Raw genomic sequence first — 25,480 nt, forward strand, 5'->3', positions numbered from 1 at the left:
TGAAAAGGTACAAGCATAAAACTCGTTTTTTGTCACGTGATAACCTATACTGTAGGGTGCAAAAAAAGGAGGAATTGGTTTGACATACCGCGTTTTATTATTTTATAAATACACAACAATTGAAGATCCGGAAAGCTTCGCCAAGGAGCATTTAGCATTTGGAAAAGAAATTGGCATCAAGGGCCGTATTTTAGTAGCCAATGAAGGGATCAATGGCACACTTTCTGGAACGGTTGAAGCAACGGATCGCTATATGGAAAAAATGGAAGCTGATCCCCGTTTTAAAGGGATTTTTTATAAGATTGACGAAGTAGAAGAACATGCGTTTAAAAAGCTATTCGTTCGTCCGCGTAAAGAATTGGTTTCATTGAACCTTGAAGACGACATCGATCCATTAGAAATGACTGGAAAATATTTAGATCCTAAAGCGTTCAAAGAAGCGTTGTTAGATGAAGATACCGTGGTGATCGATGCCCGTAACGATTATGAATATGATTTAGGCCATTTCCGAGGAGCCGTTCGTCCCGATATCCGCAGCTTCCGTGAGTTGCCGCAATGGATCATCGATAATAAAGAAAAATTCATGGATAAAAAAGTCGTTACTTATTGTACTGGTGGTATCCGTTGTGAAAAATTCTCAGGCTGGCTGCTGCGAGAAGGCTTTGAAGATGTGGCCCAACTCCATGGCGGTATCTTTGCTTATGGGAATGACCCAGAAGTTCAAGGTGAGCTTTGGGATGGAAAAATGTACGTCTTTGATGAACGCATCAGTGTGGAAATCAATCATGTAGATAAAAAAGTCATCGGCCGCGACTGGTTTGATGGGACACCTTGCGAGCGCTATGTAAACTGTGCCAACCCAGAATGCAATCGCCAATTCTTAACTTCTGAGGAAAATCAGGCTGCCCATTTAGGTGCCTGCAGCTATGATTGTGCCATCCACGAACACAACCGTTACGTGGAGCAACATGGAATCACAGAAGCAGAAAAAGCTGAACGGTTAAAAAACTTTGCAACAAAAAATGAAACAGTCACTGCCTAAACCGACAACTGTTTCACAGGAAATGAAGGATTAAAAGAGTCGCACGTGAGTCCGAAAACTGGCTTAGCTCAGTCAGTTTTTCCACCTTCCGTGCGGCTTTTTGAATGGACAGAATTGGAAACGATTGTTTTTTAATTATCTGAAAAATCTAACTATTCCAATTGTTCTTTTTTCTTTCCTATCGAGAAAAAACGCAAGGCTCTCGCATATTTAACGATTTTAGAGTAAACTATACCTAATTGTGGAAGAGGAAAGAGGAATTCAGATGAAAATTGTTATTGCTGGTGCAGGTGCTATGGGCAGCCGTTTTGCTATTATGCTAAAAAGAGGCGGAAATGACGTCACGTTAATCGACGGCTGGCCTGCGCATATCGAAGCGATCCGTGAACACGGATTACGAGCGAACTTAAACGGTGAAGAGATCGCAGTCCCTTTTTCGATCTATTCGCAAAATGAGATCCCAATGACTGTACAAGCAGACTTGATCCTGGTCTTTACTAAAGCGATGCAACTGGATCAAATGATGCAAACGATCAAACCGATGATCGGAGAGCAAACGAAAGTCTTATGCTTATTAAACGGGATCGGTCATGAGGACACGATTGAAAAATATGTCAGCACGGATAAAATCTTTTTAGGAAATACCATTTGGACGGCGGACTTGATTGGTCCTGGTAATGTTCGCTTGTTTGGGGATGGTTCTGTAGAACTGCAAAACATCGAACCGGGGAAAGAAGAAGATGCCCGTCAATTGGCGGCAGTCTTGGCTGATGCTGGGTTGAATGCGTCTTATTCTGAGAACATCCGTTACTCCATCTATCGCAAAGCCTGTGTCAACGGCACCCTAAATGGCTTGTGTTCGATTTTAAATGTGAATATTGCCCAATTCGGACAAACCTCAACGGCGCGTGCGATGGTCCAAACGATCGTGGAAGAATTTGCGGCAGTTGCTGCCCATGAATCTGTTGAACTGGATGTATCCGAAGTAGTCCACCATATTGAAGAAACCTATGATCCAGAAGGCATCGGAATGCACTATCCATCCATGTATCAAGATTTGATCAATAATCATCGCAAAACCGAGATCGATTATATCAATGGCGCAATCTCGCGAAAAGGCCGCAAGTACCAAGTGCCAACGCCTTATTGTGACTTTTTGACTCAAATGATCCATGCTAAGGAAGATATTTTAGCAGCAGAATAACCTAAGTAAATCTATTCTAAAAATGCAAAAACGGCGTATCCTTTTAGGGTTCGCCGTTTTTTTGTCCATTTATTGAAAATGTGTTGCTGTAGAGTGCATTCAAAGTTGACGCTATTGAGCAGGCAGATCCGCCATAAACCGTTCGCTACCTTGAAATACCGCTAATTGATTGACACCAAAGGAACGCAATAGATCGCTCATCGCTGCAAAATCTAACCGATAGTCACTGGCTTTATGGGCATCAGAGCCGAGGGTGAACAATTTACCACCGACACTTTGATACAGCGGGATAGCATATTGATAAAGGTGGGCATTTTGATAGGGGCCAAAGCTCTTCGCGTTGATTTCCATCGCTAAGTCACGGGCAACGATTTTTTTGAAGATCGTCGTTAACTCTGTTTCAAAATGGGCGGCCAATTCCTCAGCTGTAAATTGGAAACGACGCAAGCCATAATCAAAGTGGGTCACGATGTGCCCGTCAGAAAACGAGTCCAACACGTGGGCCATTTGGTCAAAGTATTGTTTGGCGACTGCAAATTTGTCCTTGTTCAACACGGCATCGTCCATATAATCAAAGGTACCGTTTTGATGGATACTGATCAATTTCAAGTCATAGGGATGGCTTTCAAGATAGCGCAAGATTTCTTGTTCTTGACCAGGCACGACACCAATCTCGATGCCTTTTAAGAGTTTCGTCGCTGTGGTCTCTTGCAGCTTCTGGTGGGTATTTACTAGTAATTCATAGTCAGGAATATCATCACGGAATCCCGAATAGGGGTTCTTCAAATCGAAATGATCTGTCGCAACGAAGTAGGCAGGCTGGTAAGCAAGATAATTCTCAAACTGTTCATCTGAATCAAAAGACAAAAATGTATGCAGATGTTGATCATAATAATTCATAAACAAGACTCCTTTTCTTGAATACGATACCACAAAAAAGCAGAAGAAACTATGATTGGCTGAGAAAAGGTTTTCTCTTGGACAATTTTTCGCTTATAATAAATAAGAATAGAGCGAAGGAGTCGGTCAGCCATGAGTATGTACCTTGAAATTCCTGAATTTGAAAGTGAATTTCGTTTTCGAACGTTTCTAAATGATGGGTTGACCATCGTTTACCCCCATGTCCATAAAGAAATCGAGATCATTTACGCTAAGCGCGGCACGGTCAATATTGGTGTTGACGATATGATCATTGAGTTGGAGGAAGGGGATCTGTATCTTTTTTCCAGCGGGCAACCCCACTATTTTCTAGCATCGCCTGAGAGTGAACGCTATGTCTATCAATTTGATATGAAGCTTTTTGAAGAGCCGTTGCTTCGAGAAAATGAAGTATCCTTGATGACACTCTTTGAAGAAGGGGAGCCCCACAGCAAAAATTGGCCAACGAGTTTTACGGAAAAAATAACAGGTCTCTTGATCGAGTTGTATCAGTTGGAAGAGGAAAATGTCGTTGGGAAGCGTTATTTGACTCTCGGGCTGCTTTACCAGTTGATTGGGGAGTGCTATCAAAGTTTGCCAAAGCGCAAACAAGCCGTCAATCCGCTAAAACGAACGGCCGCACAATACAAAGAAACCTTGCAGCGTCTGAATGATGTCTTTGAGTACATCGAATCTCATTACCAAGAAGTCTTGACGATGGAGGACACCGCAAGACATGTAGGGTTTAGTCCCCATTATTTCACGCGTTTCTTTAAAACCAATACTGGCAAGACCTTCATGCAGTTTTTGACGGAATACCGCATCAATCAAGCCAAATTTATCTTGGCAAATGAAAAGATCCCCATGGCAGAAGTCGCTGAAAAAGCAGGTTTTGCCAGTGTTAAAACATTTCACCATGTCTTTAAGGAAGCCGTTGGTCAATCACCGTTGCAGTACCAGAAACAACTGAATCAAAATTGAGAGAAACAGCCGATGAGCCTTTGCTTGTCGACTGTTTTTTTGTCAATTTGGCACTATTTTTTTCTCGATAGTGTTTTTTTAAGCGCTTTGCATAAATTGTGGAGTGGTTCTTTTTGTTAAAGTTTCATAAGATAATTTTCGGGAATTTTTTCAATGGAAACTGGGAAGAACTGCTTTCGATGTTTCGCTATAATGAGGGGGTAGAAAATAATAAGCGTTTTCAGGAGGAAAGATATGACAGTTAAAGTTGGAATCATTGGGTGCGGTGGGATCGCAAACGGCAAGCACATGCCTGCCTTGTCTCAAGTAGAAGAAGTAGAAATGGTTGCCTTTTGTGATCTGCTGGTTGAACGTGCAGTTGAAGCGAAATCAGCGTTTGGGACCGAAGATGCCCAAGTATTCAGCGATTATCAAGAAATGTTGGCACAAGCTGATCTAGATGTGATCCATGTGTGTACACCAAACGCCTCACATGCTGAGTTGACGATTGCCGCACTAGAAGCGGATTGTCATGTCATGTGTGAAAAACCAATGGCAAAAACAGCGGCAGAAGCCAAAGCAATGATCGAAGCAGCTAACCGAACAGGGAAAAAACTCACGATCGGCTACCAAAACCGTTTTAGAAAAGATTCTCGTTATCTTCATGAAGTGTGCGCCGAAGGACAGTTAGGAAACATTTATTTTGGGAAAGCTCATGCGATTCGTCGTCGGGCTGTGCCAACTTGGGGTGTTTTCCTTGATGAAGAAGCGCAAGGCGGCGGTCCGTTGATCGATATTGGTACCCACGCATTGGATCTGACCTTATGGATGATGAACAATTACAAACCAAAATTTGTTGTCGGAAAAGCGTATCATGAGTTGTCGCAAACCAAAAATGCCGCAAATGCTTGGGGCCCTTGGGATCCAGAGAAATTCTCAGTAGAAGATTCGGCCTTTGGTTTTGTGGTCATGGAAGATGGCGCAACGATTTTCTTAGAAGCTAGCTGGGCGCTCAACAGCTTGGATGTGAAAGAAGCCAAAACGACACTGATGGGCAGCAAAGCGGGTGCGGATATGAACAACGGTTTGACCATCAACGGAGAAGACCACAGCTTGCTGTATGAAAAAAATATCGAACTTGAAACAGGCGGCGTTGATTTTTATGAAGGAAACGGCGAGACGCCAGAAATTTTAGAAGCACAATCGTGGATCCATGCGATCATCAACGATACCGAACCAGTGGTCAAACCTGAAGAAGCAATGGTCGTGACGGAAATTTTAGAAGCGATCTACAAATCATCGCAAACCGGTGAGCCAGTCTACCTATAAGAACTGCTGGAAGAAAAGGAGCGAGCATAAATGACAAAACCGAAAATCGCTTTACAGCTTTGGAGTATTCAAGAGGACTGCAAGACAGACCTTTTTGAAGCGTTGAAAACAGTAAAACAAAACGGCTATGACGGTGTTGAATTTGCCGGTTATCATGGACACAGTGCTGCTCAGATCAAAGAAATGCTTGAGCAGTTGGATTTGGCGGTCGCGGCTTCCCATATCCCGTTTGAAGCATTGCGAGATCGTTTTGAAGAAACCGTCGCTTTTGAAAAAACGATTGGCAATCAACGGATCGTCATTCCGTATGCCAGTTTTGATTCTTTGAAAAAATGGCAAGCCTTTGCTGCGGAGCTGACCCAGATCACCCAAAAGTTGCAAGCAGAAGGGCTGACTTGCTACTACCACAACCATGCCCATGAATTTACTGAAGTTGCTGGAGAATCTATGATCGATGAACTGATCAAAGACAATCCGCAACTGCGTTTGGAAGCCGACCTTTACTGGTTAGCCTTTGCAAACGTGGCTGTTTTACCTTGGCTAAAGGAACGCGAAACGAAGGTCGGTTTGGTTCATATCAAAGATATGCAAGAGCAGCCGCAGGAAAGCACCGAGATCGGCAATGGGATTTTACCAATCAAGTCGTATGTAGAAGCAGCTAAAGCATTAGAACTACCATGGCTGATCGTCGAGCAGGAAGCGTTTCAAAAATTCGCTCCTTTAGAAGCCAGCGGGATTGATTATCTGCAATTAAAAAACATCGTAGAGGAGGTCTACCAATGATCCATGTTACGGTATGGAACGAGTTTCGTCATGAAAAAACGAATGAGACCGTCCAAAAAATGTATCCAGAAGGAATCCATGGTCAAATTGCCAAGTTTTTAGAAGAGGATGATTTCCAAGTGCGAACGGCGACCCTTGATGAACCAGAACACGGGTTGACGGAGCAAGTATTGGCTGATACGGATGTGTTGGTTTGGTGGGGCCATATGGCGCACGAAGAAGTCGATGATGCTATCGTTGCTCGTGTGCAGCAGCGTGTATGGGAAGGAATGGGACTGATCGTCTTGCATTCTGGTCATTTTTCGAAAATCTTTAAAAACTTGATGGGAACGTCGTGCGATTTGAAATGGCGGGTAGACGATCAGCATGCACGGATCTGGAATGTCAATCCAAGCCACCCAATTGTTGAAGGAGTCGGCGAATGGATCGAACTAGAGCAAGAGGAAATGTATGGCGAGCACTTTGATATTCCAGCGCCGGATGAATTGATCTTTGTCAGCTGGTTCCCTGGTGGTGAAGTTTTCCGTAGCGGCTGTACATTCCGCCGTGGGAATGGCAAGATCTTCTATTTCCAGCCTGGTCATGAGACATTCCCAAGCTATTACAATCCCAAAGTGCAAAAAGTGATCCAAAATGCGGCTCGCTGGTGTGCACCAACAGAAAATCGTTACCCAACATATGGGCATTTTCAAGCAATTGAGGAGGAAAGAAAATGAAATTAGGTGTTTTTACCCCGTTATTCAATCAACTTAGCTTCGAAGAAATGATCGATGAAGTAGCGAAAAAAGGGCTGCAAACCGTCGAGATCGGTACCGGTGGTTCTCCAGGCAATGCCCACTTAGACATTGACCGTTTACTAGCAAGTGAAGCAGAGCGAAAAGAATACTTAGCGAAATTAGCTGATAAAGGATTGGAAATCTCAGCTTTGAGCTGTCACAACAACCCAATCTCTCCATTAAAAGCAGAAGCGCAAGAAGCCGATGAACTTTTGCGCAAAACCATCAAATTAGCCAGCTTAATGAATGTACCTGTTGTGAACGGATTTTCAGGCGTTTCAGGCGGAAATGCAACAGATACACAAGTCAACTGGCCAGTATTGCCATGGCCAACGGAATACGATGACAATTATAATTATCAATGGGAACAAAAACTGATTCCTTATTGGAAAGGCATCAACACGGAAGCAGAAGCGGCTGGTGTTAAAATTGGGATCGAACTTCATGGCGGCTTTTTGGCACATACCCCTTATACGATGTTGAAACTGCGGGATGCTGCGGGGAAAGCCATCGGCTGTAACTTGGATCCAAGTCATTTATGGTGGCAAGGGATCGACCCAGTGGCAGCGGTCAAAATCTTAGGGGAAGCCGATGCGATCCATCACTTCCATGCCAAAGATACGTATTTGGATCAAGACAATATCAACATGCATGGCTTGACGGACATGCAGCCATATAGCAATGTCAAAACCCGAGCTTGGACCTTCCGTTCAGTCGGTTGCGGCCACAGCTTACAAGTCTGGTCAGATATTATTTCTGCGCTTAGAATTTATGGGTATGATTATGTCTTGAGTATTGAACATGAAGATCCAATCATGTCCATTGATGAAGGACTGACTCGTGCCATCAGTAACTTGAAGACGATTATGATCCGTGAAGAAGCTTCATCCATGTGGTGGGCATAAGAAGAAAACCGAGGAGTGTCAGACATGAGTGCAATCAATTTTGCAGTAATCGGATATGGCGGCATGGGTGCGTACCATGTCCACAATATCTTACCAAATGAAAACGAACGAATCCACATCGTAGGAACTTACGATATCAATGAAGAACGTCAAGCGATCTCCCAAGAAAAAGGCCATAAGATCTTTAAAAGCTATGATGAAGTCTTAGCCGATGAGACGATCGAAGCAGTATTGATCGCCACACCTAATGACTTGCACAAAGAGTTATCGATCGCTGCGTTGAAAGCAGGCAAACATGTTGTTTGCGAGAAGCCTGTTGCGCTGAATACTGCGGAACTAGATGAGATCGTGGCGGTTGCCCAAGAAACTGGCAATACCTTTATGGTTCACCAAAACCGCCGTTGGGATCCTGATTTTCTACTTGTACGCGAACTGTACCGTAATGGACAGATCGGTGATTTGTTCCAATTAGAGTCACGGGTCCAAGGGGCAAACGGCATCCCAGGAGACTGGCGCCATGTGAAAAAACAAGGTGGGGGAATGCTTTTAGACTGGGGCGTTCACTTGCTGGATCAAATGCTATGGCTGATCGACAGTCCAGTGAAAGATGTTAAAGCGGATCTTAGCTTTGTGTTGGGGGAAGAAGTCGATGATGGGTTCTTCGCTTTGATTACCTTTGAAAATGGGGTCAAAGCAATCGTGGAAGTTGGAACTTCCAATTACACGCAATTGCCTCGCTGGTACATCAAAGGCACAGAAGGAACAGCCACCATCACCGATTGGGATTTAAATGGGGAAATGGTGCAAGCAACAGGTCGCGAAGATGTGGCAGCACCAAAACCAGTCCAAGCAGGCGTCGGCTTGACGAAAACGATGGCACCCCCATCGGAATTGGCAGCCAAAGAAATTCCTTTCCCGAAAGCCGAAGCGGATTTTGAACCTTTCTACAAGAATTTTTACAACGTTGTACGCAACGGTGCCGAACCTATCGTTAAAAACGAAGAAGTCCGAGCAGTGATGCAGTTGATCGAACGCATTTTTGCTACAGCGTAAGAGATAGAGGAAGCAGCTCTTTATCCATGTAACCGAACGAGTGCGAGAAGCAAAAACTGGGAGAGAATGATGTTCATTCTGTCCCAGTTTTTTTATTTCTTGACATCATAAGTGACCCATAATCATGTGAAGGGGAAACAATTTTCAAAAGAAGCTTTGGTTAAGGTACTTGATGTTCAGTTAAAGAATACTGTTTTGAATGGTTTGGGTTAGTAGGATCACTCGAGGTACCTCGATCTATACGCTTATTGGTTAGATAAGCGAGGCGATAGCTAGGCAAGTTGTCGCTAACCCACACGCTTGGAAGTTGCAACAAGCGCACAATAGTCACTCTTACCGCAAATAGGGGTGGCTATTGTGCTACATATGTTTGAACTTCTCACGTTTTGCGTGGTTTTTTATCCTTGAAAATTCCCAACTCCTACCGCCATAGCCTAAAATTCCATGTATAATAAAGAAAACGACCGTTTTATTTGGCGAAGGGAAAAGAAAAAGCAAAAGAGGTGCGAACTATGAGGATGAATCAAGAAAAGCTGACTTCATCAAATGGGAAGGATCAGCTTTTTGTCAAAACGTGGCTGCCAGAAGAACAGCCGAAAGCAGTCGTGCAAATCGTTCACGGAATGATCGAACACATTGAACGTTACCACGAGTTTGCGGAATGTTTGACTGCGCAAGGCTATGCGGTGGTCGGTCATGATCACTTAGGGCATGGGCAATCCGTGAAAGAAACACAGGCCTATGGGCATTTTGGTGAAAAAGAGGGCGCCAACTATTTAGTGGCAGATGTGGGAGTGGTCCATCAGTACGCAGCTGCTTGCTACCCAGACCGACCATGCTTTATCTTAGGGCACAGTATGGGGTCTCTGGTGTTGCGGAATTATTTGTTTAGTCAGCCACATCCATTGTCAGGAGCGATCATCATGGGCACCACGATGGAAAAAGCCGTGCTGATGCAAGGAGGCAAACTTGTCACGAACTTGTTGCGCCCGTTTGCCGCTCAGCAATGGCCTTATCACGTAATGGAACAGCTGGTTTTTGGCCAGCACAACCGGCGTTTTCGTCCCAATCGGACCGCCAAGGATTGGTTGACCAGTGATCCGCAACAAGTGGATCGCTACTTGAAGGACCCTTACACGCAATTTCATTTTTCCTTAGCGGCTTACAAGGATCTCTTTACATTGACGCAAACTGCCAGTGATCCGGATCAACTGCGCAGGATTGATCCAGAATTGCCGCTGCTCTTGATTTCAGGTGCAGATGATCCTGTGGGGCACTATGGCAAAAGCGTCCGCCAATTGGCTCAGCAGCTGAAGCAAAATGCTGACGTGACGATGTATTTGCTTGAGCAGGGCCGGCATGAGATTTTGAATGAGCGCAATCGCGAGATCGTTTACAATGAAATTTCTCGCTGGCTGTTTGAAAAAATGCCGAAATGACGAACGTTAAGAAATTGGTAGTCTTTTCTGAAAATTCAAAATTATTTTCTCTTTTAAGGCTTTTTTCATTTTCGGCTATCTGTTATAATGATTTTCACATCTAACATAAAGGAGAGATTTTTTGTATGACAGTTTATAACTTTTCAGCTGGTCCTGCCGTATTGCCCCGTCCCGTATTGGAGAAAGCACAATCCGAACTTTTGAATTACCGCGGAAGTGGGATGTCCGTTATGGAGCTGAGTCATCGGTCCTCCTTGTTTGAAGCGATCATTAAAGATGCAGAAGCACTTTTACGAAAATTAATGGGAATTCCTGAAAACTATCAGGTACTGTTTTTACAAGGCGGCGCGAGTCTCCAATTCAGTATGATCCCTTTAAATCTTGCACAAAACAAAAAAGCCTTATACGTAAATACCGGTTCTTGGTCGAAAAAAGCTATTGAAGCAGCAAAAGCGCTTGGAAACGTGACGGTGGAAGTTGTTGCCTCTAGTGAGGATCAAAACTTTACCTATATTCCAGAAATTTCAGAAGATGCGATCGATCAAGAAGCGGCTTATTTGCATATCACCACGAACAACACCATTGAAGGGACGGCCTTTCAAACGATTCCGCAGGCTGGCGACGTGCCGATCGTAGCGGATATGTCCTCAAATATTTTAGCCAATGACTATCGCGTAGAAGACTTTGGTGTGATTTATGCTGGGGCCCAAAAGAATATTGGTCCTGCAGGGTTGACGGTAGTGATCATCCGAGAAGATTTACTCAATGATGATGCTGTCTTCGCTCCAATGCTGGATTATCGTCTACAGGCTAAAAATGACTCATTGTACAATACACCACCAACGTATGCTATCTATATTGCTAAATTGGTGTTTGAATGGTTGGAAGAATTAGGCGGCATTCCTGCCATTTTAGAACAAGACCGCCAAAAAGCGGCGCTTTTATACGAAACGATCGAAGCCTCTGCTCTTTACAGTAGTCCTGTGGCTGTTGATAGCCGTTCACTAACGAATATTCCTTTTGTGACAGGGGATAAAGCATTAGATCAGCGCTTCAATGAAGAAGCTGTCAAAGCTGGCTTTGAGAACTTGAAAGGGCATCGTTCCGTTGGAGGAATGCGAGCAAGCTTGTACAATGCCTTTCCATTAGCTGGCGTTCAAGCGTTAGTCGACTTTATGAAATCATTTGAAGCGGAGGTCAAATAAATGTTCCAAATCAAAACATTCAATGCGATCGCACCAGAAGGATTACAGCGTTTAGAAAAAGAAAAGTATGCCATCAACGAAAGCGACCAACCGCAAGGGATTTTGCTGCGCAGCCAGAAATTGCACGATTACGCTTTTCCTGAAAGTGTCTTAGGTATTGCCCGTGCAGGGGCTGGGACCAACAACATTCCCGTCAAAGCATGTACTGAAAAAGGGATCGTCGTCTTTAATACGCCAGGCGCCAATGCCAATGCGGTCAAAGAATTAGTGATCGCTAGTCTGCTCTTAAGTGTCCGTCCGATTTTACGAGGTGCCCAATGGGTCCAAACCTTGAGCGGTGATAATGTGGAAGAACAAGCAGAAGCGCAAAAAAGTCAATTTGCTGGAACAGAGTTAGAAGGCAAAAAGTTAGGAATCATCGGCCTTGGTTCTATTGGAGCGATGGTCGCCAACGATGCTTATCGTCTAGGGATGGAAGTAGTCGGTTATGATCCTTACGTGTCAGTGGATACTGCTTGGACGATCTCTCGTCGGGTCAAGCGTGCCAATGATATTGCGGAAGTCTTTTCAACCTGTGATTTTATTACGGTTCATGTGCCGCTAATGGAAAACACGCATCATCTCGTCGGGGAAGCCGAACTTGCGAAAATGAAACCAACAACGAAGCTATTCAACTTTTCTCGTAAAGAAATCGTCGATACAGATGCCGTTTTACGTGCGTTAAAAGCTGACCGTCTAGCGGGCTATACGACTGATTTTGCGGATGAACAATTGCTGCACAATGAAAAAGTCCTCGTCTTGCCGCATTTAGGTGCATCAACAGAAGAAGCCGAAGTCAACTGTGCCAAAATGGCAGCCCGAACATTGAAAAAATTCTTGGAATTTGGAACCATCAAGCGCTCAGTGAATTTTCCAAATGTTGAGATGGCTTTTCATTCGCCTTATCGTCTGACGATCATCAATCGCAATGTACCGAATATGTTAGGTCAGATTTCATCGATCATTGCGGAATCTGGAATCAATATCGACAATATGCTGAATCGTGGACGGGAAGACTTTGCTTACACCCTAGCCGATGTCGCTTCTGAAGATGAAGCCTTATTGAATCAATTAGCCGATAAACTGCGGGAGAACGAAAATATCGTTCGTGTACGGGTCATCAAGAATCAGGAGGTTGGGTATTAATGGTTCAAGTATTTCCGTTTAAAGCCATTCGTCCAGAAGCCTCATTGGCAGAAAAAGTGGCCGAGCTACCGTATGACGTGGTCAATTCACAAGAAGCCGCAGCGTTTGCGCAAGGCAATCCTTACAGCTATTTCCACATCGACCGTTCGGAGATCGACTTGCCAGGAATCGATCCTTATGATCCACAGGTGTATCAAAAAGCGGCGGAAAATCTTGCATCTTTTCAAGAAGAAGGCTGGTTGATTCAAGAAACGGCGCCCGCATATTATTTGTATGAATTGACGATGGCTGGTAGAAGCCAAACGGGGCTTGTCGCCTGTACCTCGATCGATGATTACGTCGCTGGGAAAATCAAGAAACACGAGTTTACCCGTCCAGAAAAAGAAATCGATCGGATCAATCATATTCTGGCATGTGATGCCAATACAAGTCCGATTTTCTTGAGCTATCGCCAACCAGCAGCAGTCAAAGAAGCGATCGATGCGTGGCAAGCAGAGCATGCGCCAATCTATGATTTTGTCAGCTATCATGAGGTGCAACATCGTGTTTGGCTGATCGATGATCCAGCGCTAGTCGCCTCTTTTGCCCAGCAGTTTCAAGCTGTAGATGCCCTTTATATTGCGGATGGGCATCACCGCACAGAGTCAGCAGTCAAAGTCGGCTTGCAAAAGCGAGCCGATGGCCAAAGCAGTCAAGAAAGCGACCGCTTTTTAGCGATTTTATTCCCAGAAAATGAATTAGCGATTTGGGAATACAATCGGGTTTTGCGGGTACCAGTGCCAGAAAACTTTTTTGAGCAGGCAGCCCAGCATTTTACGATTCGAGAAACTACAAGGAAGAAACCAGCGCAACGTGGTTCGATTCATCTGTACCTAAACCATGCGTGGTGGGAGTTGACCATCAAGCCGGAAGCTGTGCCGCAAGATGCGGTAGGACAGCTGGATGTGTCGCTTTTACAACAATACGTGCTGGCTGATATTTTCGCGATCCAAGATGTGCGGACAGACAAACGCATTGATTTTGTCGGCGGAATTCGTGGTCCAGAAGAATTGGAACGTTTGGTAGATAGCGGAGAATGGACATTGGCCTTTTCCATGTATCCAACGCAAATGGCCGATCTTTTGGCAGTCGCCGATGCGGGAGAAATTATGCCGCCAAAATCAACTTGGTTTGAACCAAAACTGTTGAGCGGTCTGTTTTTACATGATTTAGAAACGAATTAACCAAAAAAAGCTTACGAGGCTAGCTCGTAAGCTTTTTTTCTATTAGAAGTTGCCGAGTGTTTCGATGATCAAGCGGACATTCAAGACCGTCAGTGCAAGGGCACAGATCCAGCCTAAGGTAGAGACCCATAGCGGATTCTTGAAGCGTTCCCCCATGATTTTTTTTGAGCTGGTAAAAAGAACCAACGGAATCATCGAAACGGGTAAGGCGATGCTTAAAAAGACTTGCGAATAGATCAGCAGATCGTCCAAGGCTTGTTCGTTACCGCCAAAGTAAATCGTACAAAGCAAAACGGGGATCACCGATAAGCCACGGGTGATCAGACGTCGCGCCCAAGTAGGGATCTTCATATGGATAAATCCTTCCATCACGACTTGCCCCGTCAGTGTCCCAGTGATCGTTGAATTTTGACCAGATGCCAAGAGCGCCACGGCAAACAGAACGCTCAAGACTGGACTGGCGACAGCACCAGCAATGGAGGAATCTTGCAAAGCATCAAACAGCGCGGAGAAGGTGCCGACTTCTTCACTATGACCAAAGAACAAGGCACTTCCTAAGATCAAAAGCAGGCAATTGACCAAAAAGGCAGCGGATAATTGGATATTGGAATCCCAAGTAGCGAACCGCACGGCCGTTGCCACTTCTTGGGTATCGCTGCGATCGATTTTTCGTGACTGGGAGATCGAAGAATGCAGATAGAGATTATGCGGCATCACAGTCGCACCAACGATCCCCAACGCCATTGTCAGCTGCCCATGGTTCAAGACTTGCTTTTGGGGAATAAAGCCTTGCAAGACAGCAGGCAAATTTGGTTGAGCAATAATGACTTCGTAACAAAAGACCAGCATAATGACCAAAATCAGTGTCATGACGATCGCTTCGATTTTTCGGAAACCCAATTTCATTAAAAAGAGCAGAAGCAGTACATCGAAAATCGTTAAGATGACCCCAACTAATAAAGGTAAGCCGAATAGTAGATTGAGAGCGATCGCTCCTCCGATCACTTCCGCGATATCCGTTGCCATGATAGCCAATTCGGTGACGATCCACAAGACAAAGCCTAAGCCTTTGCTGGTGTGTTTACGAGTTGCTTGCGCAAGGTCCATCTGGGTCACGATCCCTAGCTTGGCTGCCATGTATTGCAGCAGCATAGCGATCAAACTGGAAATCAAGATCACAGAAAGTAAGAGATAGCCATATTCAGCACCGCCACCGATCGAGGTGATCCAGTTTCCTGGGTCCATATAGCCCACGGCTACCAATGCCCCAGGACCAGAAAACGCTAAAAGATTGCGCCAAAAGCTACCGTTTTTTGGAATGGCAACTGTATTATTTATTTCTTCCAAGCTAGGACCGTTGGCCGCTTGGATCAATTTTTTTTCTTCATTCATCGTTTCACGTCCTATCTTTTTAGGTATACCTAAAAACAAATCTATTGTATTCCTCATTTATGAATTTTTCAAGAGAAACCTTTTGGACGTCAGAAGGAAGGACAAAAAAACAGCAGCCAAAGGAATGGCTGCTGTCTGTTAGGTTTTTTATAAAATTAGTCGGCGCGTAAAGCGATCGCTGCATCTTTTTTCGCTGCCATTCGAGCTGGTATGTGGCCGCCGATCATCGTTAGGACGGTGCTGACGGCAATCAAGATCAGGCCGTGGACTGGATTTAATTGAGCAACATTTTCGAGATCAGTCATACTATATAAGATCGCGTTGATCGGGAATGTGGCTAACCAAGCAATCAGGACACCTAAAGCTCCTGAAGCGATCCCTAAAATACAGGTTTCGGCATCAAAGACGCGGGTGATGTCTTTTTTACGAGCACCTAATGCTTTTAAGACCCCAATTTCTTTCGTACGTTCTAGCACAGAGGTGTAGGTGATGATACCGATCATGATCATGCTAGTTACCAAGGAGATTCCTGCAAAAGCGATCAAGACGTAGGTGATGGCATCCATCAAGCCACCAGTCAATTGAGTCATCGTACCCGCTAAATCGGAATAAACGATTTGGTCTTCTTTGTCTTTGCCTTTGTTGAAGTCATCCAAGTAATCAAGGATTTTTTCTTTGGCACTGAAATCATTCGGATAGATCATAATGCTGTTTGGTAAATCACTGCCGCCAAGATAAGCGATCAATGAATCTTTGGCACTTTCGTCAACGGGTTCATTCGTCATCACGTTGGTGTCGCTGTCTTTTTGGGCTTGGACGATCGCTGAGTCTTGGTTTTCTTTGATGACTTCTTGCGCGAGGGCATCACTGTAGGCAATGCCAGTTGACAGCAAGTTCATCGTAGAGTTTTGCTTGATACGTAAGATTCCGCTGATCGTTAGTTCTTTGTTGCCGCTGTTATCGAAAACTTCATTTAAATCTTGATTTGGAATGAAGTTTCCAGTTGGTAATTCGGTGTAAAAGGCATCATTAGACGCCAATGTGATTTTTGTTCCCACGATATCGTCGAAGGACACCTTGTCGCCATCTTCAATGTCAAAACCGAGATTGATCAATGCATTGACATTCGTTACGTTGTTTTCATCGACGATCAAAACGACATCTGTGCTAGCACTTGGGTAGCTGCCTTCTAAAAGGTCGTAGTTGTCTTTTAAGAAATTGCCGTTATCCTCTGATAACTGCTCGGGGAAAGTCGAAACCCCAATCCCGGTGGAGGCACTCATGGCAGACATCATGGCATTGGTCTGTTCATTGTCAGGTGATGCATTGGAGAAGCTGACTTGTTCCACAGTATCATCGATCTTACGGAAAAGGTTCAAGGAAGTGGAACGAGTGTAGCCGATATTGTTGCTTAATTCAGGATCAATGTCGTTGATGTAATCGAGAAACTCTTGATCGATTTTATTGATATGGGTTGCACGATCTGCATCACTTAATTTGGCAGTGACCTCTTTATCTGAAGGGAAATCTTCAGATTTCTCCCGCGTTCCCATGGCTGATGGATCTTGTTCAGTGGCTACTTGCGAGATCGTGATCGGAAAACGAGCTAATGTTTCTGACTGGGTATTGTCGATTTGTTTTTGGAATCCCGTTGACAGTGACAAAACAATGGCGATTCCGATGATCCCGATACTAGAAGCAAAGGCTGTCAAGAAGGTGCGCCCTTTTTTGGTGCGGATATTGTTAAACGACAAACGTAAGGCAGTCATGAAACTCATTTTTGTGTGTTTTAATTCGAATTGGTCTTTCTTTTGTCCTTCGACATGAGGGTTCGAATCTTTAATGATTCGTCCGTCTTTGAACTCAATGATCCGTCCAGCGTATTTGTGCGCCAATTCAGGATTATGAGTAACCATGATGACCAATTTTTCTTTTGATAGTTCTTGGATCAGTTCCATGATTTGGACACTGGTCTCTGAATCCAAGGCACCTGTTGGTTCATCACAAAGAAGGATATCAGGATCATTTGCTAAGGCACGAGCGATCGCTACCCGCTGCATTTGACCACCAGAAAGCTGATTTGGTTTTTTGTGCATATGCTCAGCTAAGCCTACACGCGTCAAAGCATCGGTTGCTTTGGCGCGTTTTTCTTCTTTTGACACACCGCTCAAGGTCATCCCAAGCTCGACGTTGTCGATGATGCCTAAATGACTGATCAAATTGTAGCTTTGGAAGACAAAGCCGATCGAATTGTTCCGATACGCATCCCAGTCACGATCTTTAAAGGATTTCGTTGATTTGCCGTTGATGATCATATCACCAGAATCGTAATTATCTAAGCCGCCGATCACGTTCAACATGGTTGTTTTCCCAGAGCCGCTTGGCCCTAAAATGGCAACAAACTCTTGTTTACGAAAGGCGACGGAGACACCATCGAGGGCTTTTGTAGTACTGGCGCCAACCGTATAATACTTCTTGATATCTTTTAATTCTAACATGCTGTCACTCTTTTCTTGCCGTTTTCACGATTATTTTCATTATGTAACCACGCTATCATAATGGTTAACAAAAATCAACGATTATCATTGTTTAAACAAATAATTTATACTAAACTAAAGACAGAAAAGAGGGAGAGTATGGAAAAAGCGTTAGGAACATTCAATATGGCGGTATTTGCGGAAATCTTTTCGCTGATGGGAAACATATTGTTTGAAGAAATCGGTCTGGAAGATTTAAAATTGACCAAAATGGAAATCTTGGAACTCGTGGTGATCTCTAGTAATGAAGGAATCACGATGTCCGAGTTGGCCCAGCAAATCGGTACGTCAAAAGTCCAAATCAGTCGTTCGATCTCGGGGTTAGAAAAGGCTGGCTTTGTGGTCCGCAAAACCAACGGCGTCAATCGCCGCAACGTCAATGTTTATTTGGAAGAAGCTGGGAAGCAGTTGTTTGTCCAAAAGAAAAAACAAGTGGAAGACCGCTTGAATGCCAAAACCGCTCAAATGGCTGCAGAAGATATCCAGCAGTTGAGTCAGTCGTTGACGGAGGCAGTGGGGATCTTGCGGAAATATGACATTTTACGGACTGGCAATCAATGTGAGAAAAATACGCCGTTTGATTAAAAAAGGGCGAAGCAATCGTTTGCTTTTCAATTGCTGAATTAATTTCATATTAACTTATATTATCGATTTTTTAGATAAAGCAACCGATTGCGTTTTTCTCTTGTTTTGACTTCTGATTTGTGCGACAATGAGTATATCAAACAAGTCAAAGGAGTCTGCTATGAATACTACTGCCATTTATCATCGTCCCGAAAGTGAATTTGCGTATTTGTACGAGAAGGATAAAATGCATATCCGTTTGCGTACCGCCCGTCAAGACGTCCGCCATGTCCAGCTGCTTTGCGGTGATCCTTACACACTGTATAAAGAAGCTTGGTACCAGCAAAGAATTGAAATGAAAAAAATTCTTTCCACGGACTTGCATGATTATTGGCAAGTATCGGTCGGAGCAGAATTCCGCCGTTTGTCTTACGGCTTTTCCATCGAAAGTTACGATGGGTTGCATGTCTTTTATGGAGACCACGGGGTCTATCCTTTTGAGCAGCAATATTTAGAAATGAACAACAATTATTTTCGGATGCCTTACTTCCAAGAAGCCGATCGTTTCAAAATTCCCGAGTGGGCAAAAGAAACCGTTTGGTATCAAATCTTCCCTGAACGCTTTGCAAATGGGGACCCATCAAATGATCCAGAAGGTGTATTGCCCTGGGGCTCAAAAAATCCCGATCGCCAAGACTTTTTCGGCGGGGATCTGCAAGGGGTCATCGATCATTTGGATTACCTCGTCGATCTAGGCATCAATGGAATCTACTTCTGTCCGATTTTTGAGGCCTATTCGAATCACAAGTATGATACCATCGATTATTTAGCCATTGATCCAGCGTTTGGAGATAACGATACCTTTAAACGCTTAGTGGAGGAATGCCACAAACGCGGCATTAAAGTCATGCTAGATGCTGTGTTCAATCATATGGGGGATACTTCGCATCAATGGCTAGATGTCATCAAAAACGGCAAAGATTCGCCCTTTGCTGATTGGTTCCACATCAATGAGTTTCCTGTCAACTACAAAGAAGGGGAAAACTTTGAAGATGCTTATGACATCACCTATGATGTGTTTGCCTTTACGCCGCATATGCCAAAACTCAATACAGAAAATCCCGACGTGCAAGATTATTTGTTGAAGATCGCTCGTTATTGGATCGAAGAGTTTGATATCGATGCTTGGCGCTTGGACGTTGCCAATGAAGTCAGTCACCACTTCTGGAAAAAATTCCGCCAAGTGTGTGATGATGCCAAAGATGATTTTTATATCCTTGGGGAAATTTGGCACTCTTCTCAACGGTGGTTACAAGGCGACGAGTTTCATGCAGTCATGAATTACGCCTTTACGGATGCAATCATTGAATATTTTGTCAAAGACGAGATCTCCATGACGAAAATGGTCTCGGAATTAAATAACCAGCTGATGTTGTATCGGGAGCAAACCAACCAGGTACAGTTCAATATCTTGGATTCTCATGATACCCCACGCTTGTTAACTTTGGCTCGAGGAGACAAAGACTTGATGCGCCAAGTGATGGCCTTTACGTATCTGCAACAAGGCGTTCCTTGCCTGTATTACGGTGATGAGATCGGTTTGACCGGCGATATGGACCCGGATTGCCGCAAATGTATGATTTGGGAAGAAGAAAAGCAAGATCGTGATCTCCTGCATTTCACTCGCTCATTGATCAGCATTCGCAAAGACAACCAGAAAGTCTTATCAGAAGGTTCCTTGAGTTGGAACTGGGTTTCGGAAGAGGATGGACTGATCATTTTCGAACGAGAGTTAGGGGCACAGCGGATCATCGGTATTTTCAATACGGGCGATGACCAAATCACCCTTTCTCGTCCTGATTCGATCCTGATGGAACAGTTTGTCCAACTGGAAGATGAAACGATGATTATTGATAACAAAGGCTTTGCTATCGTGAAAGTAAACAACGAAGAATCGAATGAAGCATAAAAATGAGGCAAGAATTGCATATGCAATTCTTGCCTCATTCAATGTTTTGGGTATTTTTAATTTCCCCATGCACGTTGGAAAGAATCTTCCCCAAAATTCCTTCTGTCGGTATTATATCCTATAACACCTGAATGTGACAAATGATAACCCTTAAATATAGGTAGATTTTTTCTGCAAAGGGTAAAAAGATTAAAAATTTAGACAGTATAGCCTTCTTTTTGCGCTTCTTTCCACGAAAGGTCTTTTCTTTTTTACAAGATATGATAAACTAGTAAAAATGTATTTTTATTCGAGGAGTGATTTGATGAGTACAGGGTATCACGTAGCAGTTGTCGGGGCTACCGGCGCAGTAGGAACAAAAATGATTGAGATGTTGGAGAAGACCACGTTGCCGATCAAAAAAATAACGTTGTTGGCATCCAAACGTTCTGCTGGGAAGACCCTTGTGTTCAAAAATGAACCGCTCGTTATTCAAGAGCTGACCACAGATTCCTTTGCAGGCGTCGATATTGCATTGTTCAGTGCCGGTGGCGGCATTTCAAAACAATTTGCTCCAGAAGCAGTCAAACACGGTGCAGTCGTGATCGACAATACCAGTCATTTTCGGATGGACCCGAATGTTCCTCTAGTCGTTCCTGAGGTGAATCCTCATGCATTAGCGCAACATAAAGGAATCATTGCCAATCCGAATTGTTCAACGATTCAAATGATGGTGGCGTTAGAACCAATTCGTCAAAAAGTCGGTTTATCGAGGGTCTTGGTTTCAACGTATCAAGCAGTTTCAGGTGCTGGCGCCCAAGCCTTGGCTGAATTGACTCGTGAATCTCAAGAATTATTAGCTGGCAAAGCCGCTGATGAACTAAACCCTGAGATTTTACCAGCAGGCAGCGACAAGAAGCACTACCCGATCGCGTTTAACGCCTTGCCGCAAATCGATGTTTTCGCCGAAGAGGATTATACTTACGAAGAGTGGAAAATGATCAATGAAACGAAGAAGATCATGGAAGATACGCAGATCAAAGTAGCAGCTACGTGTGTTCGGATCCCTGTGTTTAGCGGTCATTCAGAGTCGATTTATATCGAGACCAAAGACCATGCTAGTGTTGAGGAAGTCAGACAGTGGATCAGCGAAGCGCCAGGAGCCGTCTTGCAAGATGATCCAAGTCAACAAGTGTACCCGCAAGCTTTGACCAGTGTGGACAAAACAGAAACCTTTGTTGGTCGGATTCGCAAAGATTTGGATGTCGAAAACGGCTTGCATTTATGGGTCGTTTCTGATAATTTGCTGAAAGGTGCGGCATGGAACTCCGTTCAAATCGCCGAAAGCCTGCATCAGCAAGGATTAGTTCATGTGTAAACCATAAGTTTTTCAGAAAAGTGTGGTGAATGCCACGCTTTTCTTTTTTTTGTTGTATAATAATAGGGACGGCTTATGCTTGGGAAATAATACAGTAGAAAAAAATTAAGAGGTGAATAAAAGTGGAAACGATAAAAATCATTCCTCTTGGCGGTGTACGCGAAAACGGAAAGAACATGTACATTGCTGAAGTTGGCGAGGATATATTTGTGCTGGATTGCGGTGTCCGTTATCCAGAAAATGAATTATTAGGGATCGATACAGTGATTCCAGACTTCACATATTTAGAAGAAAATGCCGACCGTGTGGCGGGTGTCTTCTTGACCCATGGGCATGCAGATGCGATTGGTGCATTGCCTTATTTCTTGGAGAATATCCAAGTACCAGTCTTTGGGACCGAGTTAACGATCGAACTAGCAAAATTGACCGTGAATAAAAATGAAGCTACCAAGCGCTTCAAAGATTTTCATGTGATCGATGAACATTCGGAGATCGACTTTGGTCATGCGACCATCAGCTTTTTCCGTACGACCCATTCTATCCCTGATTCTGTTGGGATCAGCGTCAAAACAGAAGCTGGCAATATCGTTTATACAGGAGATTTCAAGTTTGACCAAACAGCGATCCCTATGTATCAAACCGATTTTGGCCGCTTAGCGGAAATTGGAAAAGAAGGCGTCTTAGCATTGCTAAGCACCTCTTCAAATGCCGAAAATCCAACGCCGATCGCTTCTGAATTGACGATCCAAGATGAAGTTTACGACAATATCCGTTATTGGGAAGGTCGAATCATCGTTGCTAGTGTTGCCAGCAATTTGCAACGGGTGCAACAAGTATTAGATGCGGCGTTTCGTTCTGATCGCAAAGTCGTTTTGACCGGGCAAGATTTTGGTCGGATCATCAAAACGGCCATGAAGTTAGGGAAATTAAAATTACCTGCCGAAGACTTGCTGATCACCCAAAAAGAAATGAAAAAATACTCAGACGAACAGTTGCTGATTTTAGAAACAGGTCGTATGGGTGAACCAATCAAAGCGTTGCAAAAAATGGCCAACGGCTCTCACCGGACGCTGCGCATCAAAGAAGGAGATCTTGTTTACATCACAACGACGCCGACAACGGCAATGGAAACTGTGGTTGCGAAAACGGAAGATATCATCTATCGCGCTGGCGGTACCGTAAAACAGATCTCGGATAATTTCCGTGTTTCTGGTCATGCCAACCCGAATGATCTGCAGCTGATGTTGAATATGATGAAACCGAAGTACTTTATCCCTATTCAAGGCGAGTACCGCCAATTAGCCGCCCATGTGGACTTGGCGCAAGAAGTCGGGATTCCGATGAAAAATATCTTCATTACTGCTCGTGGAGATGTGTTAGAGTACAAAAAAGGCGAAATGCTTGCCGCAGGTGCGGTCCCAGCTGAAAACGTCATGATCGATGGGATCGGTGTCGGTGACATTGGGAATATTGTCTTGCGAGACCGCAAAGTCTTATCTGAAGACGGAATCTTCGTTGCGGTAGTGACGATCAATCGTCGTGAAAAGAAAATTATTTCTGCACCACAAATCACTTCTCGTGGATTCGTCTACGTGAAAGCCAGTCGCGATCTGATTCGTGAAAGTGGCGAGATCGTGGAAGAAATCGTAGAAAAACACCTTCATGATGAAGAGTTTGAATGGAGCAAATTGAAACAAGATATCCGTGATCGTTTGAGTCGTTTCTTGTTTGAACAAACCAAACGCCGTCCCGTCATCTTGCCGGTCATCATGGAATCAAGCCAAAGAAATCGCAACCGTAAATAATTCGTTTTGACCTACTGACAAAAGCAGGTGAAAGAATAGCCGTTTGACGGCCGATTTCTTTTCACCGAAGCTTTTGTCTTTTTTTTATGTAAGAAAACAGGTGGCGTTTTTTTTACAAAATGACCCTTATTTTGGTCGTGATGAGCAGATAAGGATTGACGGCGAATGGATTTCGATCAATAATACAAAGTTGTCCCCCTAAGACTAGAGGAACAAAACAAGCAAAGAGAGGATGGTCGATTTGTGAATAGTTATCAAGAAAATCCCATAGTACAACAGAGAAAGTGGTGGATTCTCATTGCTGTTTCGATGTTTACCTTTATGTCAACACTGGATGGGAGTATCGTAAATATCGCTTTGCCGACGATCTCGGCAGATATGGGTGTCCCTATGAATCAAGCGGAGTGGGTCGTATCCGTCTACTTGATGATCGTTTGTGCCTGCCTTTTGTTATTCGGTAAGGTAGGGGATAGTTGGGGCAAGATCAAAGTATTCCGCTTGGGGATGCTGATCTTTATTATCGGTTCGCTGTTATGCGGGTTTAATCATTCCTTAGCATTTCTGCTATTTGCCCGAGTCGTGCAAGCGATCGGAGCCAGCATGACGATGGCGACAAATACCGGAATCATTACTGAAGTTTTTCCTATGAGTGAACGAGGACGTGCCTTAGGGATGATTGGTGCCTTTGTTTCGTTAGGATCCATCGCCGGTCCTGGATTAGGCGGAGTGATTTTGGCGCATTTTTCTTGGCCGTTTATTTTTTGGATCAATGTTCCAGTCGGTATTCTGACAATGATTGCTGGAGAAAAGGTGTTGCCAAAAGATATCACCATGAGTCATGATTCCATCGATAAAACCGGGTTTGTGCTGTTTTCAATTGCAATTATCAGCTTCTTCGGCGGCATTTTTCTTGGACAAGAGCGTGGCTTTCTAACGTGGCTGCCGCTGCTGTTGGTGGGGATCGCCTTAGTGGCATTCATCGTCTTTTTGCGAGTAGAAGCGCGTGTGAGCAAACCGCTGATTACCTTTGGGATCTTTCGTAATAAAATTTTCACCATGAGCCTGATCACGGCGTTGCTGATCTTTTCTGCAAACTTTTTTGTCAATGTCGTGATTCCCTTTTACTTGCAAAGTGCCCGAGGCTTAACGCCGAGCGTGGCAGGAATGCTGATGATGGTCTTTCCTTTGATGATGGTCATCGGTTCACCACTTAGCGGCTATTTGACCGACCGTGTAGGACCGGAGATCTTGGTCTTAGCTGGCTTAGCGTTGCTGTCCATCACTCAGCTGATGTATATGTTTATGAATCAGCATACGCCGATTTGGTACTATGTCGTCGCTACTGCCATCATGGGGTTAGGCAATTCGTTGTTCCAATCCCCCAACAATACGATGGTGATGAGCAGCGTCACCAAAGAAAATCTTGGGGTGGCAGGTAGTCTAAATTCCTTTGCCCGTAACTTGGGCATGGTCTTAGGGATATCCTTAGCAACGACGATTCTTTATGCCGCAATGAGTCAAGCCTATGGGAAGCATGTGACGACCTATATCGCAGGTCGGGCAGATATTTTTGCCTATGGCATGAAAATCACCTTCTTTGGGGCGTTCCTTCTTTGTATCACGGCGTTATTCTTAACAGTCTGGCGCATCTATAAACAAGGCGGACGTAAGAAAACGCTATGATCGCTTGAAGTCATCAGGTCGAACTGTTCTATTCCTTATTCAGAAAGGGTAGAACAGTTTTTTTGTTTTTCTTGACAAGAACCAGAAAAAGGACGGATGTAATAAAGCTGCCAGAATTTGTGCTTTTGGATTTCTGGCGTTATCTGTTATA

General features: G+C 44.1%; 20 protein-coding genes. 17 read left to right on the forward strand and 3 right to left on the reverse strand.

Translation table 11 applies throughout. The features are described from left to right. Positions 1-79 precede the first annotated feature (79 nt). The gene (locus tag IGJ15_RS02070) at positions 80-1,042 is read left to right on the forward strand and encodes a rhodanese-related sulfurtransferase (protein ID WP_010749997.1); all 963 of its coding nucleotides are present in this window, start codon (positions 80-82) and stop codon (positions 1,040-1,042) included. Positions 1,043-1,307: 265 nt separating this feature from the next. Next, positions 1,308-2,246, forward strand: coding sequence for a 2-dehydropantoate 2-reductase (locus IGJ15_RS02075; RefSeq protein WP_010749996.1), 939 nt, complete (start codon positions 1,308-1,310; stop codon positions 2,244-2,246). A gap of 111 nt (positions 2,247-2,357) precedes the next feature. Here IGJ15_RS02075 and IGJ15_RS02080 read toward each other — a convergent pair whose 3' ends face one another. Continuing rightward, positions 2,358-3,146, reverse strand: coding sequence for a PHP domain-containing protein (locus IGJ15_RS02080; RefSeq protein ID WP_060791485.1), 789 nt, complete (start codon positions 3,144-3,146; stop codon positions 2,358-2,360). Positions 3,147-3,278: 132 nt separating this feature from the next. Here IGJ15_RS02080 and IGJ15_RS02085 point away from each other — a divergent pair, with 132 nt between their 5' ends. The 10 genes from IGJ15_RS02085 to IGJ15_RS02130 all read left to right on the forward strand — a co-directional run bounded on the left by IGJ15_RS02085 (position 3,279) and on the right by IGJ15_RS02130 (position 14,022). Then, positions 3,279-4,145 (forward strand): AraC family transcriptional regulator, encoded by an 867-nt coding sequence (locus IGJ15_RS02085; RefSeq protein WP_010749994.1) that lies wholly within the window; start codon positions 3,279-3,281, stop codon positions 4,143-4,145. A gap of 234 nt (positions 4,146-4,379) precedes the next feature. Beyond that, positions 4,380-5,453: a Gfo/Idh/MocA family protein gene (locus tag IGJ15_RS02090; RefSeq protein ID WP_005228203.1), complete on the forward strand. Its 1,074-nt coding sequence runs from the start codon at positions 4,380-4,382 to the stop codon at positions 5,451-5,453. A 30-nt stretch (positions 5,454-5,483) separates the two neighbouring features. Next, positions 5,484-6,236, forward strand: a complete 753-nt coding sequence (locus IGJ15_RS02095) for a sugar phosphate isomerase/epimerase family protein (protein ID WP_010749993.1) — start codon at positions 5,484-5,486, stop codon at positions 6,234-6,236. Further along, complete coding sequence (locus IGJ15_RS02100; protein WP_010749992.1) at positions 6,233-6,952, forward strand: ThuA domain-containing protein; 720 nt, start codon at positions 6,233-6,235, stop codon at positions 6,950-6,952. Before IGJ15_RS02095 ends, IGJ15_RS02100 begins: the two co-directional genes overlap by 4 nt. Beyond that, positions 6,949-7,917 (forward strand): sugar phosphate isomerase/epimerase family protein, encoded by a 969-nt coding sequence (locus IGJ15_RS02105; RefSeq protein ID WP_005228209.1) that lies wholly within the window; start codon positions 6,949-6,951, stop codon positions 7,915-7,917. The genes IGJ15_RS02100 and IGJ15_RS02105 overlap by 4 nt, the downstream gene beginning before the upstream one ends. Before the next feature lie 24 nt (positions 7,918-7,941). Further along, positions 7,942-8,970, forward strand: coding sequence for a Gfo/Idh/MocA family protein (locus IGJ15_RS02110; protein WP_010749991.1), 1,029 nt, complete (start codon positions 7,942-7,944; stop codon positions 8,968-8,970). Positions 8,971-9,482: 512 nt separating this feature from the next. Continuing rightward, positions 9,483-10,409, forward strand: coding sequence for an alpha/beta fold hydrolase (locus tag IGJ15_RS02115; RefSeq protein WP_010749990.1), 927 nt, complete (start codon positions 9,483-9,485; stop codon positions 10,407-10,409). Positions 10,410-10,534: 125 nt separating this feature from the next. Then, the gene (gene serC / locus IGJ15_RS02120) at positions 10,535-11,614 is read left to right on the forward strand and encodes a 3-phosphoserine/phosphohydroxythreonine transaminase (RefSeq protein ID WP_010749989.1); all 1,080 of its coding nucleotides are present in this window, start codon (positions 10,535-10,537) and stop codon (positions 11,612-11,614) included. Next, the gene (locus tag IGJ15_RS02125) at positions 11,615-12,799 is read left to right on the forward strand and encodes a phosphoglycerate dehydrogenase (protein ID WP_010749988.1); all 1,185 of its coding nucleotides are present in this window, start codon (positions 11,615-11,617) and stop codon (positions 12,797-12,799) included. Next, positions 12,799-14,022, forward strand: a complete 1,224-nt coding sequence (locus tag IGJ15_RS02130; RefSeq protein ID WP_010749987.1) for a DUF1015 domain-containing protein — start codon at positions 12,799-12,801, stop codon at positions 14,020-14,022. Before IGJ15_RS02125 ends, IGJ15_RS02130 begins: the two co-directional genes overlap by 1 nt. Before the next feature lie 42 nt (positions 14,023-14,064). Here IGJ15_RS02130 and IGJ15_RS02135 read toward each other — a convergent pair whose 3' ends face one another. After that, a complete protein-coding gene (locus IGJ15_RS02135; protein ID WP_010749986.1) occupies positions 14,065-15,414 on the reverse strand; it encodes an Nramp family divalent metal transporter in 1,350 nt (449 codons plus the stop codon). Positions 15,415-15,569: 155 nt separating this feature from the next. Next, on the reverse strand, positions 15,570-17,912 hold the full coding sequence (locus IGJ15_RS02140) for an ABC transporter ATP-binding protein/permease (RefSeq protein WP_010749985.1): 2,343 nt from the start codon (positions 17,910-17,912) through the stop codon (positions 15,570-15,572). Between the two features lie 138 nt (positions 17,913-18,050). Between IGJ15_RS02140 and IGJ15_RS02145 the strand changes: the two genes are divergently transcribed. From IGJ15_RS02145 to IGJ15_RS02165, 5 genes are all read left to right on the forward strand, one after another. Further along, a complete protein-coding gene (locus IGJ15_RS02145; RefSeq protein WP_010749984.1) occupies positions 18,051-18,536 on the forward strand; it encodes a MarR family winged helix-turn-helix transcriptional regulator in 486 nt (161 codons plus the stop codon). 160 nt (positions 18,537-18,696) lie between these two features. Then, a complete protein-coding gene (locus tag IGJ15_RS02150; protein ID WP_005228237.1) occupies positions 18,697-20,484 on the forward strand; it encodes a glycoside hydrolase family 13 protein in 1,788 nt (595 codons plus the stop codon). Positions 20,485-20,788: 304 nt separating this feature from the next. Beyond that, on the forward strand, positions 20,789-21,841 hold the full coding sequence (locus tag IGJ15_RS02155; protein ID WP_010749982.1) for an aspartate-semialdehyde dehydrogenase: 1,053 nt from the start codon (positions 20,789-20,791) through the stop codon (positions 21,839-21,841). 122 nt (positions 21,842-21,963) lie between these two features. After that, positions 21,964-23,646 (forward strand): ribonuclease J, encoded by a 1,683-nt coding sequence (locus tag IGJ15_RS02160; RefSeq protein WP_010749981.1) that lies wholly within the window; start codon positions 21,964-21,966, stop codon positions 23,644-23,646. Positions 23,647-23,889: 243 nt separating this feature from the next. Beyond that, positions 23,890-25,329 (forward strand): MFS transporter, encoded by a 1,440-nt coding sequence (locus IGJ15_RS02165; protein ID WP_010749980.1) that lies wholly within the window; start codon positions 23,890-23,892, stop codon positions 25,327-25,329. Positions 25,330-25,480: the final 151 nt, after the last annotated feature.

The sequence above is a fragment of the Enterococcus sp. AZ079 genome (assembly GCF_050547255.1).
GTDB classification, from domain to species: domain Bacteria; phylum Bacillota; class Bacilli; order Lactobacillales; family Enterococcaceae; genus Enterococcus_D; species Enterococcus_D casseliflavus.

Bases quoted from the DNA above. Each gene is read 5' to 3' on its own strand.
- IGJ15_RS02075 (WP_010749996.1), top strand. From the start codon at position 1,308: ATGAAAATTGTTATTGCTGGTGCAGGTGCTATGGGCAGCCGTTTTGCT.
- IGJ15_RS02080 (WP_060791485.1), bottom strand. From the start codon at position 3,146: ATGAATTATTATGATCAACATCTGCATACATTTTTGTCTTTTGATTCA.
- IGJ15_RS02085 (WP_010749994.1), top strand. From the start codon at position 3,279: ATGAGTATGTACCTTGAAATTCCTGAATTTGAAAGTGAATTTCGTTTT.
- IGJ15_RS02090 (WP_005228203.1), top strand. From the start codon at position 4,380: ATGACAGTTAAAGTTGGAATCATTGGGTGCGGTGGGATCGCAAACGGC.
- IGJ15_RS02095 (WP_010749993.1), top strand. From the start codon at position 5,484: ATGACAAAACCGAAAATCGCTTTACAGCTTTGGAGTATTCAAGAGGAC.
- IGJ15_RS02100 (WP_010749992.1), top strand. From the start codon at position 6,233: ATGATCCATGTTACGGTATGGAACGAGTTTCGTCATGAAAAAACGAAT.
- IGJ15_RS02105 (WP_005228209.1), top strand. From the start codon at position 6,949: ATGAAATTAGGTGTTTTTACCCCGTTATTCAATCAACTTAGCTTCGAA.
- IGJ15_RS02110 (WP_010749991.1), top strand. From the start codon at position 7,942: ATGAGTGCAATCAATTTTGCAGTAATCGGATATGGCGGCATGGGTGCG.
- IGJ15_RS02115 (WP_010749990.1), top strand. From the start codon at position 9,483: ATGAGGATGAATCAAGAAAAGCTGACTTCATCAAATGGGAAGGATCAG.
- serC (WP_010749989.1), top strand. From the start codon at position 10,535: ATGACAGTTTATAACTTTTCAGCTGGTCCTGCCGTATTGCCCCGTCCC.
- IGJ15_RS02125 (WP_010749988.1), top strand. From the start codon at position 11,615: ATGTTCCAAATCAAAACATTCAATGCGATCGCACCAGAAGGATTACAG.
- IGJ15_RS02130 (WP_010749987.1), top strand. From the start codon at position 12,799: ATGGTTCAAGTATTTCCGTTTAAAGCCATTCGTCCAGAAGCCTCATTG.
- IGJ15_RS02135 (WP_010749986.1), bottom strand. From the start codon at position 15,414: ATGAATGAAGAAAAAAAATTGATCCAAGCGGCCAACGGTCCTAGCTTG.
- IGJ15_RS02140 (WP_010749985.1), bottom strand. From the start codon at position 17,912: ATGTTAGAATTAAAAGATATCAAGAAGTATTATACGGTTGGCGCCAGT.
- IGJ15_RS02145 (WP_010749984.1), top strand. From the start codon at position 18,051: ATGGAAAAAGCGTTAGGAACATTCAATATGGCGGTATTTGCGGAAATC.
- IGJ15_RS02150 (WP_005228237.1), top strand. From the start codon at position 18,697: ATGAATACTACTGCCATTTATCATCGTCCCGAAAGTGAATTTGCGTAT.
- IGJ15_RS02155 (WP_010749982.1), top strand. From the start codon at position 20,789: ATGAGTACAGGGTATCACGTAGCAGTTGTCGGGGCTACCGGCGCAGTA.